This is a genomic window from Pseudactinotalea sp. Z1732 (assembly GCF_049724975.1).
Taxonomy (GTDB): domain Bacteria; phylum Actinomycetota; class Actinomycetes; order Actinomycetales; family Beutenbergiaceae; genus CALKWS01.
This window is the reverse complement of the sequence record NZ_JBMPQC010000018.1, coordinates 1-15,540: the sequence shown is the minus strand read 5'-3', so window position 1 is coordinate 15,540 and position 15,540 is coordinate 1. Positions and strand designations below refer to the sequence as shown.

The following is a 15,540-nucleotide window of genomic DNA, read 5'->3' as shown; positions in this document are numbered from 1 at the left end:
CGAGCACCATCAGAGAGGATCTGCTCATGCCGCGTCAATCGATCACAGGCGACATTCCCGTCAGCCATCTGCCCTTCTCACCAGCAATCAAGGCGGGGGACTTCATCTTCGTCTCCGGTCAAGCCTCCGTTGACGACACCGGCGCCTACGTGGAAGGAGACTTCGCCGCGGAGATGGAACGTTCCTTCCGCAATGTCGAGCGGATCCTTGCGGCGGCTGGAGCAACGATGGATGACGTCGTGCAGGTGCGCTCGTACTTGGGGGACGCCGCCTACCGCGACGAATACAACCGCTTTTATCGGCAGTACTTCAACGAGCCACTACCCGCGCGGACGACCACCACCGGAGGCATCAGTTCGCTGAAGTTCGAAGTCGACGTAGTGGCGTACCGGCCCGGATCGTGATGCCGGCGGCACCTACGGCGTGCGAGGCCATCGCGTTAGACGTGCCCCGGTCCCGGCTGGGGGAGAGTCCGCGCTGGTCCGGCACCACGTGGTGGTGGGTGGACGCGGAGGCGGGGGAGGTGTGGTGCTCACCTGCACTGCATGCCCCGGTGAAGCAGCCGCTCCTCGCCTTGGGTGATCGTGTCTCGCTGGTTCACCCCGCGCTCGACGGTGACGTAGTCATTGCGCGAGAGCGTTCAATTCAGAGGGTCGTAGCAAGCGCCCAGGGACCGGAAATCGCCTCAACATGGACCACTGTGGAGTTGCCGGCGGGAACGGTGCTCAACGACGGCATCGCAGACTCCGCTGGCCGGCTCTGGATCGGTGCCGTGGGACCCAACCGGCGCCCCGAAGAGGGCGCCTTGATTCGCGTAGATCGAGACGGGACTGCTCACGTTGTCGCGAACGGATTCAGCCTGTCCAACGGAATGGCTTGGGATCGGCGGACCCGCTCGCTCTTGCACGTGGACTCACTGGCCCGCACGATCTGGCGTCACCGGATCGAGCCCGACTCCGGCGGTGTGATGCACTCCGAGAAGATGATGCAGATCGGCGGGGAGGGATTGCCCGACGGCATCGCACTCGACGCGGCAGGCGGCCTATGGGTCGCGATGTACGGGCTCGGGCAAGTGCGACGATTCGACCCCACTGGGCGCATGGATGTCGTCGTGCACGTGCCGACGGCCCAAACGACGAGTGTGGCCATCGGTGGACCGGACGGACGTGATCTCCTGATCACGACGGCGCAGGAAGGCTTCGATGCCGCGCGCAGCGCGGCCGAGCCGCAGGCCGGCAGGCTGTTCACCGCGAGGGTGCAGGTCGAGGCGGTACAGCCTCCCAAGGCCCGGCCAGTCCTACATCTCTCGTCGCGCCGGTCAGGTTATTGAAACGTTATTCAGTTGCTCTGAAGGAGTCTTGACCGGAGCAACGCTGAACCGCATACTGAACTAATCATTCCAGGGTTCGGAACACTGAGGTCTTTCCGGACACTTGGATCACACTGTGAAAGGGTCACGGATGGAATTACGACGTTCCAGGACGACACGGTTGAAAACGGCTTCGGCCCTGCTCGGAGCGGCCCTCCTGCTCGGGGCGTGCGGCAACGGCGGCGATGGCGGAGAGTCCACTGCAGAAGAACCAGCCTCGGGCGGAGCGCCCGCGGCCCCAGGCGCGGAAGACAACTCACTGACGCTCATCGCACTTCAGGACCCTGGCACGTTGGATTATGTGAATAACAACCAGACGGCGCTGATCCTCTGGATCCCGGGCAACGTAGTGGAACCGCTCGTCTACTTCGATGACGCCGGTGAACCAGAGCCAGCGGTGGCGGAGTCGTGGGACATCAGCGACGACCAAACGACGTACACCTTCACGATCCGGGAAACCACCTTCTCCAACGACGACCCCGTGACTGCCGACGACGTCGTTTACTCCCTGACGTCGATGCAGGAGAGCCCGATCTCCACATACGCCGCGGCCTACGGCGCAGTGGAGTCGATCACGGCAGTGGATGAGCGCACCGTTGAGGTGGAGTTGGAGCGACCCAGCCAAGCATTCTTCCAAGGAATGGGTGGGATGTCAGGCTTGATCCAGCCGGAGTCAGCGGCCGATGGGATCGCTACCAACCCGATCGGCACCGGGCCGTACGTGCTCGACAACTACGCCACCGATGACCAACTGGCCTTCAGCGTCAACGAGGACTATTGGGGGGAGGCCCCCAGTATTGAAGACGTCACCGTACGGATCATTCCTGACGGCACCGCAGCGCTGAACGCACTGAGCGCCGGCGAGGTCGACGTCTTCCCCGTGATCACCATCGATCTGTGGGAGAGGCTGACGACCGAAGGCTTCGATGAGAGTTTCAATCTGGTCACCTACCCACAGGTCGGCGAGATGCTCTACGTGGCATTCAATTCGACCCAGGCCCCCTTTGATGAGCCCGAAGCGCGTCAGGCGCTTGCTCAGGCCTTCAACCGGGAGGACATCCTGGCTGCGTTCAACGCACCCTGGGGCGCCGACGCCACCTGCGATTTCGGATTGGAAGACACCTCGTGGTTCGCGCCAGAGAGCGCGGAGGCCTGCCCGCACCCCTCTGACCTTGATGCTGCCACTGGTGCCATCTCGGCGGCTGGTCTCGACACGCAATCTGTCGAATTCACCTCACTGAGTGACGTTCCGGACCTCTCGCTGCCGGCCGACATCCTCGTTGCCCAACTGCAGCAGGTCGGGGCGGACATCGACCGCAATGCCATCGAACTGGCGCGCTACTCCCAAACCGTGTTCCAGGCGCGCCCTCCGCAGTTCGGCATCACCGTGATGTCCAGTGCAGCTCCGATCACGGGTTTCGCCTGTGAAAGCCCCGATCAAGCGGGTTGGACCACGTACTGCAGCCAGGAGTTCACCGAGTTGCTGAACGAGGCTGATAGTGCCGAGTCGATCGAGGAGTACGACGACCGGATGGCGGCTGCCAATGAAGTGCTCAAGGAAGACGCAGTGATCGTCCCCCTGGCAGCCAAGAACGGAGTCGGCTTGTTCCATCCGGACCTGCAGGGCTGGCAGGAGCCCCGGATCATGGTCGACATCCAGTTCAAGAACCTCCACTGGTGACGGACGTGGGCCGCGGGGATCGGTACCCGCGGCCCACGTTGCCCAGCACGTCTCGGCTTTGAGCGCCGAGCCACACCGAGAGGGAATCTCATGGTGGTCTTTCTTGCGCGGCGTCTGGCGTTCTTCGTCCTGGCGTTGCTGGTCTCGTCCCTGCTGATCTTCTCGCTCATCCGCTTGGCTGGCGGAAACATTGCAGCGGTCATGCTGGGCCAGGATGCAAGTCCGGGTGCCATTGACGCACTGATGGCGGAACTCGGGCTTGACCGTCCACTCCCGGTGCAGTACTTCGACTGGCTTTTTGGCATGCTCCAGGGCGATCTCGGGAACTCCTTCCGTACCGGAGAGCCGGTCTCCGAGATGATCCTGAGTCGGCTCCCGATCAGTATTCCGCTCGCGTTGGGCGGGATGGCGATCGCCCTGTTCGTGGCCATCCCGGTGGGGACCTTCGCCGCAACCCACGCACGGCGCCCGATCGGGGCGCTGGTAGCGATGCTCAGCCAGGTCGGTATTGCGGTACCGGTGTTCTGGGCAGGTGTGCTGCTCGCCATGGTGTTCGGGGTCCATCTCGGGCTACTGCCCACCGGAGGCTGGACACCCTGGTCGGACGGTATCTGGCGTGCAGTGCGGTCGTTGATTCTGCCGGCCTTCGCGCTGGGTGTAGTGATGGCGGCATCTCTGAGCAGATACACCCGGACCGCGGTGCTGGATGTGATGAACGAGGACTTCGTCCGAACCGCAAGGGCCTTCGGGATGACCCGCAGGACCTCGCTGTACCGGGTCGGATTGCGCAACGCGGCACTGCCCCTGGTGACCGTTATCGGACTGCTCGCGGCCGAACTGGTGGGCGGAACGGTGATTATCGAAACCGTGTTCTCGCTGCCGGGTCTGAGTCGAATGATCCTCTCGGCAGTGAGCGCTCGCGAGGTGATCGTTGTGCAGAGCACAGTGATGGTCGTCGTCGCGTTCGTCATGACGGTCAATCTGGTGGTCGATGTCTTGTACGGAATCCTGGATCCACGCGTAAGGGTGGCGAGCAAATGAGTCAGACACCTCCCACTATCGCCCCGGAGTCCGCTCTCGCTCCCAGCATGCGGCGCCGCGGCAAGGCGCACCTGGCATTCTGGGTCGGACTGGTGATGACTGGAACGTTCATCGGCATCGCGGTCGTCTCCGTTTTCTGGCTGCCCATGGATCCCAATGCGGTCGCGCCTGGCAATCGGCTACAACCGTTCGGCTCACCGGGACACCTGGTTGGCACCGACCCCCTGGGGCGGGATGTGCTCAGCGCGCTCATGGTGGGGGCACGAACCTCGACCCTGGTCGCCGCGGGTGCAGCCCTGCTCGGCATGGTCATCGGTGGGGCTGCCGGCCTCATCGCAGCGGCCGGCCGGTCGGCAGTGGATGAGACGGTGATGCGTAGCGCGGACATCTTGTTGGCAATCCCCGGAGTGGTGTTCGCCCTGGTGCTCGCTGCGACCATCGGGGCGGGGGTTGGTTCGACGATCTTCGCGCTCACAGTTTTCTTCACACCCTCCTTTGCCAGGGTGGTGCGCGCCGCGGCGTTGCGAGTGCTCGCGGAGGACTTCATCACAGCCGCCCGGCTGTACGGCCGTCGGAACCCCTTCATCCTTGCCCGCCACGTCCTACCCAATGTCGCCTCGGTCCTGACCGTTCAGTTCACGCTGTACTTCGCTGTCGGCATCCTCACTGAGGCGTCCCTGTCGTACCTGGGAGTCGGCGTCAACCGGCCGGCGATTTCTTGGGGCATGATGTTGAAGGAAGCCCAGGACATGGTCGGTGTGTCCAGCCCGCTCGCACTATGGCCCGGACTGGCAATCGTCTTCGCCGTCCTCGGTCTCAACCTGCTCGGTGACGGGTTGCGCGACAAACTCGATCCTCGCCTGTCTCGGAGGTAACCGTGACCACACCTGTACTCGATGTCCGCAATCTGGTCGTCCGCCGCGATGAAATGCGCGCGGTACGGGGCGTGGACCTGAAGATCCTGCCCGGCCAACGCGTCGGAATCGTCGGTGAGTCCGGTGCTGGAAAGAGCCTGACGGCGCTGGCAATCATGGGTCTGCAACCCGAGGGCTGGCAAGTCGACGGGGAAATCTGGCATGACGGCGTGGACTTGGCTGCTGTCTCTGACCAGCAACTCTCTCGGCGGCGTGGCCGCACGTTGTCGATGATTTTCCAGGACCCGTTGTCTGCGCTCAATCCCACCAGGCGCGTCGGTGAACAAATCACCTGGGTGATCCGCCGGCACACGTCAACCACGGCACAGCAAGCACATGACCAGGCACTGGACCTGCTGACCCTGATGAAATTGCCCCGCCCGCCACAGTTGATGCGCTCGTTCCCCCACCAACTCTCCGGTGGACAACGTCAGCGCATCATGATTGCGATGGCTGTTGCCTGTTATCCGCAACTGATCATTGCCGACGAGCCGACTACCGCCCTGGACGTCACAGTCCAGAAGGAGGTGCTACGGCTCCTCGACACCGCCGTCACCGAGCGGGGCAGTGCCTTGTTGATGATCACTCATGACCTACCGGTGATCGCGGCGATGTGCGACTACGTGGCCGTCATGTACGGCGGACGAGTTGTGGAGCAAGGGCCCGTAGACGTGGTGCTTCGCACACCAAAACACCCGTACACCCGTGGTCTGCTCGAGTCCCAGCCGACGATGGACAACATCGACGTTAGTGCAGATGTGCGGCTGCCACACATCAAGGGCACGGTGCCACCGCTGCATGACATGCCGACGGGGTGCGCGTTCCGGCCGCGGTGCTCGCGGGCGCAGGCTCAGTGTGAGCAAACCCCAGAACTCACCGGAACCGAGTCCCGCGTGGCGTGCTGGTTCCCTGAACACTTGCAGGTGACTGTCGAATCGGAGGTGAAGACACGTTGACGTCCGATGCGCCGTCTCCGGAGGATCCCACCCCCATTATCGAAGCCCGCAATGTGTCTCAGGAGTATCGCTTGCCGCGCACCAAGCTTATCTCCCGACGGCCAACGCTGGACGCACTCATCGACATCGACTTCCACGCCATGGAGGGGGAGGCAGTCGGGCTGGTCGGTGAGTCGGGGTCTGGCAAGTCCACTCTCACCCGCATCTTGGTCGGTGAAGAGCGTCCCAATGCCGGCGTCATGAACTTTCACGGGAAAGACGTCTGGGATGCGAACCGTGCCGGTCGGATCGCGTTCCGTCGAGCGGTCCAAGTAGTACTTCAGAACCCCCGGGCCTCGCTGGACCCCCGCATGAAGGTAGGCGCATCGCTGGTCGAACCACTCCGCAGCCTGGGGGTGCAGGTCGATCACGAGCGTCGGATGTATGAGGTGCTTGACCAGGTCGGCATGTCCAAGGAGGCGGTACACAAGTACCCGCACGAGTTTTCCGGTGGTCAGTTGCAACGCATCGCCATCGCCCGGGCCCTCATGCCGGCGCCCAAAGTCCTGCTCGCCGATGAACCAGTCTCGGCACTCGATGTTTCTATTCAGGCACAGGTGCTCAACCTGTTGAAGGACTTGGTTGCTGAACTGGGCCTGACGCTCGTTCTCATTGCACATGACCTGTCCGTGGTGGCTTACACCACGTCGCGGGTGGCGGTGATGTCGGCCGGACGCATCGTCGAGACAGGCGCGCCGGCCGACTTGTTCACCACCCCGAAGGCCGAAGCGACGAAGTTGCTCGTCGACGCCGTGTTGACAGTCGAAGGTGGCTTGGCGGGTCAAGCGCTCGCCTGACGAACACCGCAAGGACGCACGCTGCACGCGACGCCTGACCCCATCTAAGGAGCACGTCCATGTCACTCGACGGAAGATTGCACGGTTACCGGGTTCTCGTCACCGGGGGTTCCCGGGGGATCGGGGCCGCGACCGCCCGTGCCTTCGTTGCCGAAGGTGCCGCGGTAGCGATTCATCATGAGCCCACCCCGGCCATGACCGACCTTGCCAAGGGCCTGGTGGACGACCTGCGCGTCACTGGGGGTCAGGTTGCTGCAGTGCCGGGGGACCTTGCTGATCCTGCCGGACCGGGCCAGGTGGTCGCGGCAGCGCGATCGTCCATCGGTCCGCTGACAACGGTGGTTGCGAATGCTGCTGCCTCGGGTCGTTCGCCGTTTCAGGAGATCTCGATCCCACAGTGGGACCACGTCCAGGCGGTGAACACCCGCGGTACTTGGTTGCTCGCTGCAGCGGCCAGGAGTGATCTCATCGCTAATAGGGGGTCGCTGATTACGTTGACGTCGGTCATGGTCGAGACCGGGCAGCCCGATGCGGTGCACTACACGGCCTCGAAGGCCGCGATCCTGGGAATGACTCGCGCCCTGGCCCGTGAACTGGGACCGCATCACGTGCGCGTAAACGCAGTCATGCCCGGAGCGATCCGCACCGAACAAGAGTTGGAGTTGAGTCCTGATGCGGACGCAGTAGCCGCAAGGATCCTGCCCAAACAAGCGCTACCCCGGCGCGGGACCGCAGACGACCTCACCGGTGCATTCGTCTTTCTCGCTAGCGACGAAGCTTCCTTCATCACCGGGCAGGTCATCAACGTTGATGGGGGCTGGGTGATGTACTGACCGGTGTTACGCAAGCGTGACGCCGCGTCGGGCGAATGTCTCCGAGGTGCATCATGATGCTCCTATTCTGTGTCAAGCCGTTTGGAGCCATTGCTCGTAGCGGGCGGTGAGTTCGGGCAGCGGGCGTCGCTGGTTCTCGATATCGGAGATGCGGGCGGGCCGGGTGTGGAGGGCTCGCGCGACCTGAGTGAGGGTCATGCCCTTGTCCCTGCGCTGGGCTTTGAAGTGTGCTCGTGTTGCCGGTTGGGGTTCTCGTCAGCGCCCGGTAGACCTCTCGGGCGATCGCGCGTTTGAGGCAGCACATGATCTCCCTGGTGTTCTTGCCCTGTTGCCTCCTGCGTGCGACGTAGTCCTTCGTTTGAGGGTCGCGCTGCATGCGCACCAGCGTGATGCGGTGCAGGGCGCTGTTTCCGCGCCTTGAATCGGCACGGCTTCTCTGCCGCTACTTTGTGGGTGCGGGCTCTCGGTTGAGGGCCTCGTAGTAGAGCGTCTCGAACTCTACCGGGGTGAGCATCCCCAGAGAGCCGTGGAGGCGCCGGTTGTTGTACCAGTCGACCCAGCCGGCGGTGGCGTACTCGACGTCTGAGAGCGTCTTGTAGGGGCCCGCGTGGAAGACCGTGGTGCGGATGCACTCGGTCTTGAACAGGCCGTTCACGCTCTCCATGAGGGCGTTGTCGAACGCGTCGCCGACGGTCCCGATGGACGGGGCGATGCCCTCGAGGTCGAGGTGCTCGGTGTATCGGATCGAGGTGTACTGGGCGCCGGCATCGCTGTGATGCACCAAAGCTCCTGGTGAGACGGGGTTTCCTTCGCGGTCGCGCTGCCAGAGGGCGATCCGCAGAGGGGTCATGACCAGGTCGGTGCGCATGCTGGTGTTGGCGTGCCAGCCCACGATCCGCTGGGCGAACACGTCCACGACGAACGCGACGTAGACGAACCCCGCCCAGGTGCGGACGTAGGTGAAGTCGGTGACCCACACGCGGTCCGGGGCCGGGGCCGTGAAGTCGCGATTGAGAAGGTCACCGGCACGTTTCCCGTCTGGGCCCGGGATGGTGGTGCGGAGTTTCTTCACCCGCCGGATGCCCTCGAGACCCAGGGTCCGCATCGCGCGGTCCACCGCGCCCCGGGAGGTGCCGGCAAGGCCCTCCTGGCGGCGAAGCAGCGCAACCCACTTCCGTCGCCCGTACAGGCCCTCCGGCGTCATCTGCATCTGCCCGGTGACCGGGTTGAGCTTCCAGGCGAGGTCGCGGATCTTGTCCTCCACGAACGCGTCTGTGACAGTGCGGGCAGTGATGCGGGCCGGCCTCTTCCAGGCCCGGTAGGTCCGTGCAGCGATCACAAGGCCCTGCTGACGCAGGACGCGCAGGATCGGCTCGACTGCATAGCCCTCGGCGCGCATCTCGTCGATGAACGCGCAGATCAGCGGCCTCGGGGGTCGAGCTCCCCCGCGAAGAAAATCGAGGCCCGGCGAAGGATCTCGTTGTCCTCCCGCAACCGCCTGTTCTCCGTCTTCAGGCGCTTGATCTCGGCAGACTCCTCACTGGTGACGCCGGGGCGGGTCCCGTCGTCGACCTCGGCCTGGGCCAGCCAGCGCCGCACGGACTCTCGCGAGACGCCCTCCTGACGGGCGACCGCGGCCGTCGCCGCGGTCAAGGTGGGGTACTCCTGGGCGTGCTCGCGCACGAGCCGCACGCACCTCGCGCGCAGCTGGGGATCGATCTTCTTCGGCATGCTGTCCATCCTCTCGGACTCAAACAGCAGCGGCATCAAACCCGGGCCGGTTCAAACTCGCCCTTGAGCACGGGGCCGCAGTGGGCAACGGTGTCGACCTCGAAGAACCCTGGTTCGGCCTCGACCTCATCGCCGGCCTTGCGGATGGTGATCGAGTTGCGCAGCAAGGGCCCGGCCTTGGTGGCCGACTTACCCCGGAGTTGGTCCTTGGCCTTCGCCGGGGCCAGGTAGCGGTCAATGGTGGCTGGGCTCATCGCCTCCAGTTCTGCTCGCACAGCCTGGGAGTAGCGCCCCGTACCGGTAACCAACTCCCCGGAGCGTTCCAGCAGGTCCAGCAGGTCCAGCAGCATCGCGGCGGCCAGATACTTCCCACACTGCCCACCCGAGGCCGCCCACACCCTCTGCAGCACCTTGCGCGCGTCGTAGGAGTACTTCGGCGCCCGCGCCCGGCGCTTGACCTTAGCGACCTGCCTACCGCGGCCCGGTGGGTCCTTGGCCGCCGCGGTCAATCGCCGGCGCGCGTTGTCCCGCGACCAGCCAGTCACCGCCACAACCTGATCCAGGACCAGGCCCTTGTCCTTCTTCGAAGCCCGAGAATACTCCCGAGCAAACTTCGCCGTCACATCGGCGCGAGATGCCATCTCCAACTCACTTCCCATGCCCTCCCACGGTTCACCGTTCGCGGGCATTCCTACGTGAGGCACGGCAAACCGTTCGCGGGCACTTTTCGTGAGTCTCGTCGGTCTCTTGACGCTGACACCCGCGTGCCGGATACTGGACCCGGAGTTTCGATACTCGAAACGACATCATCGGGCAGTGGTCATGCCCGCAACTCGCCGGTTGTGCCCGTGCGAGTGTCAGCAGGGCCGCTGGATGTTCTGCCAAGGAAGGTGGCTGCATGCGCATAGCTGTGGCGTATATCGGACAAGAGTCGAATACATTCAACCCGGCACCGTCGACGATCGACAACTTCGCAGCGTTCGGGATATATCGCGGACAGGAAGTGCTCACGAAACTGGCCGGTGTCGGGCCCATCGGAGGCTTCCTCGAAGGAGTGCAGGAATCCGGGCGTGATGTCGAAGTGGTCCCCTTGGTGCGTGCGCGTGCTGTCGCCGGAGGAAGGCTCACCGCAGAGACGCTGCACACGCTGACCGACGAACTGCGCAGTCAACTTCGAGGGGCGGGGGAGTTGGACGGCCTGGCTCTGTTGCTGCACGGCGCCTGTGCCGCCAGCGGTGACGACGACGTCGAAGGGCACCTGCTCACGGTCGCCCGGTCGATTGTCGGATCCGATCTTCCCATTGTCGTGGGGCTTGATCATCATGCGAACATCACCTCGCGGCTCGTTGATCTGTCCACGGCGATCATCGGGCACCGCACCCAGCCCCATGACCCGTTCGACACCGGCCGGCTCAGTGCGGCACTGCTCTTGCGCGTCGCTGCCGGTGAGGTCGCGCCTACGATCGGCTGGCGCAAACTGCGACTCCTATCCCATCAGGAGCAGTACCTCACATCCACGGGCCCGATGAAGGAATGGTTCGACCGCGCACGGCACCTGGAAGGCCTCCCGGGGGTTCTATCCGTCTCGCCCTTCCCCATGCAGCCGTGGCTCGACCTCGAGGAAGCCGGTTGGGCGATTGTCGTCGTGACCGATGGCGATCAACCGCTGGCCGAGACGCTCGCCGAGGAAATGGCCGATCGGGCCTGGTCCCAACGAGAACGATTCCAAGTCACGACCTCAGTGCCACCGGCCGAAGCCGTCCAGCTGGCTCTGGCTTCGCCGACGCCGGTGATCCTGAGTGACACCGGCGATTCGGTCTTCGGCGGAGCAGGTGGTGACAGCACTGTGCTCCTGAGCGAGTTGCTTCGTGTGGGAGGGCTGCGCGCGCTGGTGCCGATGGTCGATCCACATGCCGCCCGGACCTTGCTCGCAGCCGGTGCCGGCGCTCAGGTCGAGGTGCGGGTGGGTGGTGCGGTCAGCGGCTGGTTCGAACCACTTGAGCTCACCGTCAAGGTGCGGTCTGCCGAGGAACTCATCCTGAATCCCGGCGGCGGGTATCAGGATGAGCATGTGGACATGGGGGCAACTGCGGTCGTGGATACGGGCAACGTCACGCTGGTAGTGAGTGAGCGGCCCGGCGTCGCGGGCAATCACCCCGCCCTCTACGGACACTTTGGTATCAACCCACAGGACTACCAGGCCTTGGTGCTCAAGACCGCGAGTAACTTCCAATGGTTTGAGCACGTGACGACTGCGGTCATCCGGGCTGACACCCCAGGGCCCACGCAGACAGACATTTCCGCGCTGCCGTGGGAGCGCGTGCCGCGGCCGATCTATCCCGTCGACTCCACCGACGATTGGCGCTGACAGGTTGCAGTCGCTGAAACACCCTCACTGATCAGTGAAAGTTCGCTAGGATCCCCATTCAGTGCATGTACCGACCGTGACCGGTCCGTTGTAACGAGGAGGTTGCATGGCTCTCCAGGACTCTGAAGCGCCACCAGGGCAGGAACCGCTGCTCTCGGTGGATGGCCTACGTGTCACGTTCGGCAGCGGATCGAACACTGTGACCGCCGTGGACGGAGTGACCTTCGATGTCCACCCCGGAGAGACCCTGGGCATTGTCGGTGAATCTGGCTCCGGCAAGAGCGTTAGTGTGATGTCCCTGCTCGGGCTGGCAGCGGGAAACGTCGTCGGGGGTACTGCCACATTTGAGGGCAAGGACCTGCTGAGCATGTCGAAACGAGAGATGCGCGCGGTCCGTGGCAAGTCGATCGCGATGGTCTTCCAGGACGCGATGACCGCATTGAATCCTGTCTTGACCATCGGCAACCAACTCACCGAGGCGCTGACGATCCATGCGCCGATGTCAGCCTCCGCCGCCAGGGATCGGGCATTGGAACTCCTGCGCACGGTCGGAGTGCCGAACGCTGAAGCCCGACTCAAGCAGTATCCCCACGAGTACTCCGGCGGCATGCGACAGCGGGCCATGATCGCGATGGCGATGGCCAACAAGCCCCGTCTGCTGATCGCCGATGAGCCAACGACCGCCTTGGATGTCACCATCCAGGCGCAAGTCTTGGACGTGTTGCGCAGAGCCAAGGAGGAGACCGGCGCAGCCACGATCCTCATCACCCATGACCTTGGGGTCGTTGCTGAGATGGCTGACCGGGTCGTGGTGATGTATTCCGGACAAGTCGTGGAGACCGGGACGGTCGAGCAGGTGTTTCGGCGGCCCAGTCACCCCTATACGCTTGGCTTGCTTCGGAGCCTTCCTCGCTTGGATGGCCGCACCACTCGGCTGTTGCCGATTCGTGGAAACCCGCCAAGTGCACGTGCGCAGCCGACGGGATGCCGGTTCCATCCGCGCTGCGACCTCGCCGCTGGACGGTCCCTGTGCTCCGAGCAGACCCCTGACCTCTTGCTGTCAGCGGAGGGGACGCGCGCCCGGTGCCACTTCCTGGATGAGGTCCCGGCATTTCGCGCCGCCACCACGGTCGGTGCGCCCGGCAGCGAGGTGCAACCGTGACCACGTCGAAACACGCGGTTCACCCGCCTTTGCTGCAGGTCGAGGGTTTGGAGAAGCACTTTCCGGTCCGGACCGGAATCGCTAAGCGCACCACCGGCTGGGTTCGTGCCGTCGACGGTATCGACCTGGAACTTCATAGCGGCGAGACCCTCGGTTTAGTGGGGGAGTCCGGCTGTGGCAAGTCGACCACCGGGCGGACCATCTTGCGCCTACTGGAGCCCACCGGCGGGCGAACGATGTTTGACGGTAAGGACATCTCCGGCCTCTCCCGGCGCCAGATGCGTCCAGTGCGTCGTGACATGCAGATCGTCTTCCAAGACCCCTTCGCCTCCCTCAATCCCAGGCTGCGTGTGCATGAGATCCTGGCTGAGCCGCTGAAACTCCACGGCCAGTACGATCGGGTCACATCCGAGGGCTTCATCGATGAACTCATCGAACGCGTCGGGCTGCACCGCGACCAGCGTTTCCGGTTTCCCCATGAGTTTTCCGGAGGCCAACGACAGCGGATCGGTATTGCCCGAGCGCTCGCCCTGCATCCGCGTATGTTGATCCTCGACGAACCCGTCTCAGCTTTAGACGTCTCCATCCAGGCCCAGGTCGTCAACCTCCTGCAGGAACTGCAGGCTGAAATGGACCTCGCCTACATCTTCATTTCTCATGACTTGTCGGTGGTTCGCCACATTTCCAACCGCTTGGCAGTTATGTACTTGGGCAAGATCGTGGAGACCGGCACCAGGGATCAGATCTACGAAGAGCCGTTGCATCCCTACACCCAAGCGCTGTTATCGGCGGTACCCGTTCCCGAGCCAGGTGGGCGACGTGCCGATGATCGCATCCTGCTGAGCGACGACGTACCGAGCCCGACGAATCCACCGAGCGGATGCCGGTTCCGCACCCGGTGTTGGCGCGCAGAGGATATTTGTGCCACCGAGGAACCAGCGTTGACTATTCGATCGGGTCAGTCGCACCCCACCGCCTGCCATTTCAGCGGTCCCTTATCGCTGGGCATGCCCAAGCCCCGGCCCGGTTTGACAACCGAGGCGGAAACCACGACGGAGATGCGGCGATGAGCACCGGGGAACAGCCATCAACAAGTGCGAAGACCACTGGGCCCAAGCGGCGGACACCGTGGCAACTGATCCGCCAGACAGCTCGGCGCAGTCCCTCGCTCCTGATCGGCGGAGTGATTATCGCGTGTCTAGGCCTGATGGCAGCTTTCGCCCCCGTCCTCTCGCCTTTCGATCCTTTGGCAGTCAATGCGGCGAACGCTTTCCAGCCCCCCGACGCCCAACATTGGTTCGGCACCGACGAACTCGGTCGCGATTTGTACTCGCGCACCTTGTATGGCGCGCGCGCCTCGCTGCTGACCGGACTGTTCGCCACGGTCGGAGCAGCGCTTGTGGGCGTGCCGCTTGGTCTCATGTCCGGGTACTTCGGCCGATGGGCAGACGCTCTGATCATGCGTGCGATCGACATCCAGATCGCCGTGCCGGCAATCCTGCTTGCCCTCATCATCATCGTGATGGCGGGTCGGGGCTTCGTCAGTTCGATCGTCGCAGTAGGCATCGCGAGTATTCCTGTCTTCGCCCGGATCGTGCGGGCATCGACGATGTCAATCAAGGAGGAGGAGTACGTCAGCGCGGTCAAGGCATTGGGGGCCGGCCATATCTACACCATGGTGCGCACGATTCTGCCGAATGCCTGGGGCCCGATCATCGTTCAAATGGTGATCACGGCATCGGTGGCGATTCTGTTGGAGGCCGCCTTGAGTTTCCTCGGGCTGGGAACCCAACCACCGACGCCGACGTGGGGTGATGCGCTGCGCACCGGCAAGGGCTTCCTCGCCAACGCCCCGTACTACGCGATCCTGCCGGGGGTCATGCTCACCATGACTGTTCTGGCCTTGGACCTGATGGGACGCGGTCTGCAGAAGTTCCGCGAGGGTACGGCTGATACCCCGGTGGAACTGGAGGCACGCGCGTGAGTACGTACATCCTTCGGCGTCTACTGCAGACGGTGCCCACACTCCTGGTGGCCTCGGTCTTGATCTGGCTGATCGTCTACGCCCTACCCGGAGATCCGGCCATCGCGGTGGCGGGCGACAACGCCCCTCCGGAGGCGGTCGAGTACGAGCGGCAGCGGATGGGATTGGACCAGCCCCTGTTAACGCAGTACTTGACGTGGATCGGCAACGCGGTCCAGGGCGACTTCGGTCATTCTTATATCACCCGGGAGTCGGTGGGCGCGGCGATCGCGCGCCGGCTATTACCAACGGTCCAGCTTGCGGTGGTCTCCTTCGCATTCGCCTTGGTGCTGTCGATGCCGATCGCCTTCTTCGGCGCGCTGCGGCCCCGCTCGTTCCTTGGCCGTCTCACCAGCGCCCAGAGCATCCTGTCCTTGAGTGTGCCGACCTTTTGGGTGGGCATTCTGCTGATCTTGTTCCTCGGGGTGCAGTGGCGGGTGCTCCCGGCCGTGTCCGACTTCGTGCCGTTCTGGGAGGATCCGCTGGGTGCTTTGCGCAACCTGATCTTGCCTGGACTGACGTTGGGGATCTTCATCTCCGGCATTCTCGGACGCTTCTTGCGGCAGTCACTGTCCGAGACCCTTCAACGCGATTACGTCCGCACCGCTCGTGCCAAAGGTCAGATC

Annotated in this window: 15 protein-coding genes and 1 pseudogene; 13 read left to right on the top strand and 3 right to left on the bottom strand. The window is 63.8% G+C overall.

The genetic code is table 11. The annotated features are described in order from the left end of the window. Nucleotides 1-26: 26 nt before the first annotated feature. The 8 genes from ACPL7H_RS18090 (at nt 27) to ACPL7H_RS18055 (ending at nt 7,630) form a co-directional block, all read left to right on the top strand. A complete protein-coding gene (locus ACPL7H_RS18090; RefSeq protein ID WP_424798150.1) occupies nt 27-404 on the top strand; it encodes a RidA family protein in 378 nt (125 codons plus the stop codon). Next, entirely contained in the window at nt 404-1,330 is a 927-nt protein-coding gene (locus ACPL7H_RS18085) for an SMP-30/gluconolactonase/LRE family protein (protein WP_424798164.1), read from the top strand. Before ACPL7H_RS18090 ends, ACPL7H_RS18085 begins: the two co-directional genes overlap by 1 nt. 115 nt (nt 1,331-1,445) lie before the next feature. Next, nucleotides 1,446-3,050, top strand: coding sequence for an ABC transporter substrate-binding protein (locus ACPL7H_RS18080; RefSeq protein WP_424798149.1), 1,605 nt, complete (start codon nt 1,446-1,448; stop codon nt 3,048-3,050). Between the two features lie 90 nt (nt 3,051-3,140). Further along, nucleotides 3,141-4,091, top strand: a complete 951-nt coding sequence (locus tag ACPL7H_RS18075; RefSeq protein WP_424798148.1) for an ABC transporter permease — start codon at nt 3,141-3,143, stop codon at nt 4,089-4,091. After that, nucleotides 4,088-4,966 carry an ABC transporter permease gene (locus ACPL7H_RS18070; RefSeq protein WP_424798147.1) on the top strand — a complete coding sequence of 293 codons (879 nt, stop codon included), beginning with the start codon at nt 4,088-4,090 and terminating at the stop codon, nt 4,964-4,966. Before ACPL7H_RS18075 ends, ACPL7H_RS18070 begins: the two co-directional genes overlap by 4 nt. 2 nt (nt 4,967-4,968) lie before the next feature. Further along, nucleotides 4,969-5,961 carry an ABC transporter ATP-binding protein gene (locus ACPL7H_RS18065; RefSeq protein ID WP_424798146.1) on the top strand — a complete coding sequence of 331 codons (993 nt, stop codon included), beginning with the start codon at nt 4,969-4,971 and terminating at the stop codon, nt 5,959-5,961. Beyond that, the gene (locus ACPL7H_RS18060; protein ID WP_424798145.1) at nt 5,958-6,797 is read left to right on the top strand and encodes an ABC transporter ATP-binding protein; all 840 of its coding nucleotides are present in this window, start codon (nt 5,958-5,960) and stop codon (nt 6,795-6,797) included. Before ACPL7H_RS18065 ends, ACPL7H_RS18060 begins: the two co-directional genes overlap by 4 nt. Nucleotides 6,798-6,856: 59 nt before the next feature. Further along, on the top strand, nt 6,857-7,630 hold the full coding sequence (locus tag ACPL7H_RS18055) for an SDR family NAD(P)-dependent oxidoreductase (protein ID WP_424798144.1): 774 nt from the start codon (nt 6,857-6,859) through the stop codon (nt 7,628-7,630). Between the two features lie 72 nt (nt 7,631-7,702). Here ACPL7H_RS18055 and ACPL7H_RS18050 read toward each other — a convergent pair. The 3 genes and pseudogenes from ACPL7H_RS18050 to ACPL7H_RS18040 form a co-directional block, all read right to left on the bottom strand. Then, a pseudogene (locus ACPL7H_RS18050) lies at nt 7,703-7,849 on the bottom strand (helix-turn-helix domain-containing protein); the annotation flags it as partial. Nucleotides 7,850-8,072: 223 nt separating this feature from the next. Continuing rightward, nucleotides 8,073-9,361, bottom strand: a protein-coding gene (locus ACPL7H_RS18045) for an IS3 family transposase (protein ID WP_424798143.1) whose coding sequence is annotated in 2 segments (ribosomal slippage) — nt 8,073-9,088 and nt 9,088-9,361 — 1,290 coding nt in all. Because the reading frame shifts where the segments join, the coding sequence is not laid out codon by codon here. 35 nt (nt 9,362-9,396) lie between these two features. Next, nucleotides 9,397-10,020, bottom strand: a complete 624-nt coding sequence (locus ACPL7H_RS18040) for a hypothetical protein (RefSeq protein ID WP_424798142.1) — start codon at nt 10,018-10,020, stop codon at nt 9,397-9,399. A 239-nt stretch (nt 10,021-10,259) separates the two neighbouring features. Here ACPL7H_RS18040 and ACPL7H_RS18035 point away from each other — a divergent pair, with 239 nt between their 5' ends. The 5 genes from ACPL7H_RS18035 to ACPL7H_RS18015 form a co-directional block, all read left to right on the top strand. Continuing rightward, a complete protein-coding gene (locus ACPL7H_RS18035; RefSeq protein ID WP_424798141.1) occupies nt 10,260-11,729 on the top strand; it encodes a M81 family metallopeptidase in 1,470 nt (489 codons plus the stop codon). Nucleotides 11,730-11,928: 199 nt separating this feature from the next. After that, a complete protein-coding gene (locus tag ACPL7H_RS18030) occupies nt 11,929-12,891 on the top strand; it encodes an ABC transporter ATP-binding protein (protein WP_424798140.1) in 963 nt (320 codons plus the stop codon). Further along, on the top strand, nt 12,888-13,961 hold the full coding sequence (locus ACPL7H_RS18025) for an ABC transporter ATP-binding protein (protein ID WP_424798139.1): 1,074 nt from the start codon (nt 12,888-12,890) through the stop codon (nt 13,959-13,961). The genes ACPL7H_RS18030 and ACPL7H_RS18025 overlap by 4 nt, the downstream gene beginning before the upstream one ends. Continuing rightward, complete coding sequence (locus ACPL7H_RS18020) at nt 13,958-14,875, top strand: ABC transporter permease (RefSeq protein ID WP_424798138.1); 918 nt, start codon at nt 13,958-13,960, stop codon at nt 14,873-14,875. Before ACPL7H_RS18025 ends, ACPL7H_RS18020 begins: the two co-directional genes overlap by 4 nt. Beyond that, nucleotides 14,872-15,540: ABC transporter permease (locus ACPL7H_RS18015; RefSeq protein WP_424798137.1), on the top strand; the 669-nt coding region annotated here is incomplete at its 3' end. The genes ACPL7H_RS18020 and ACPL7H_RS18015, both read left to right, overlap by 4 nt.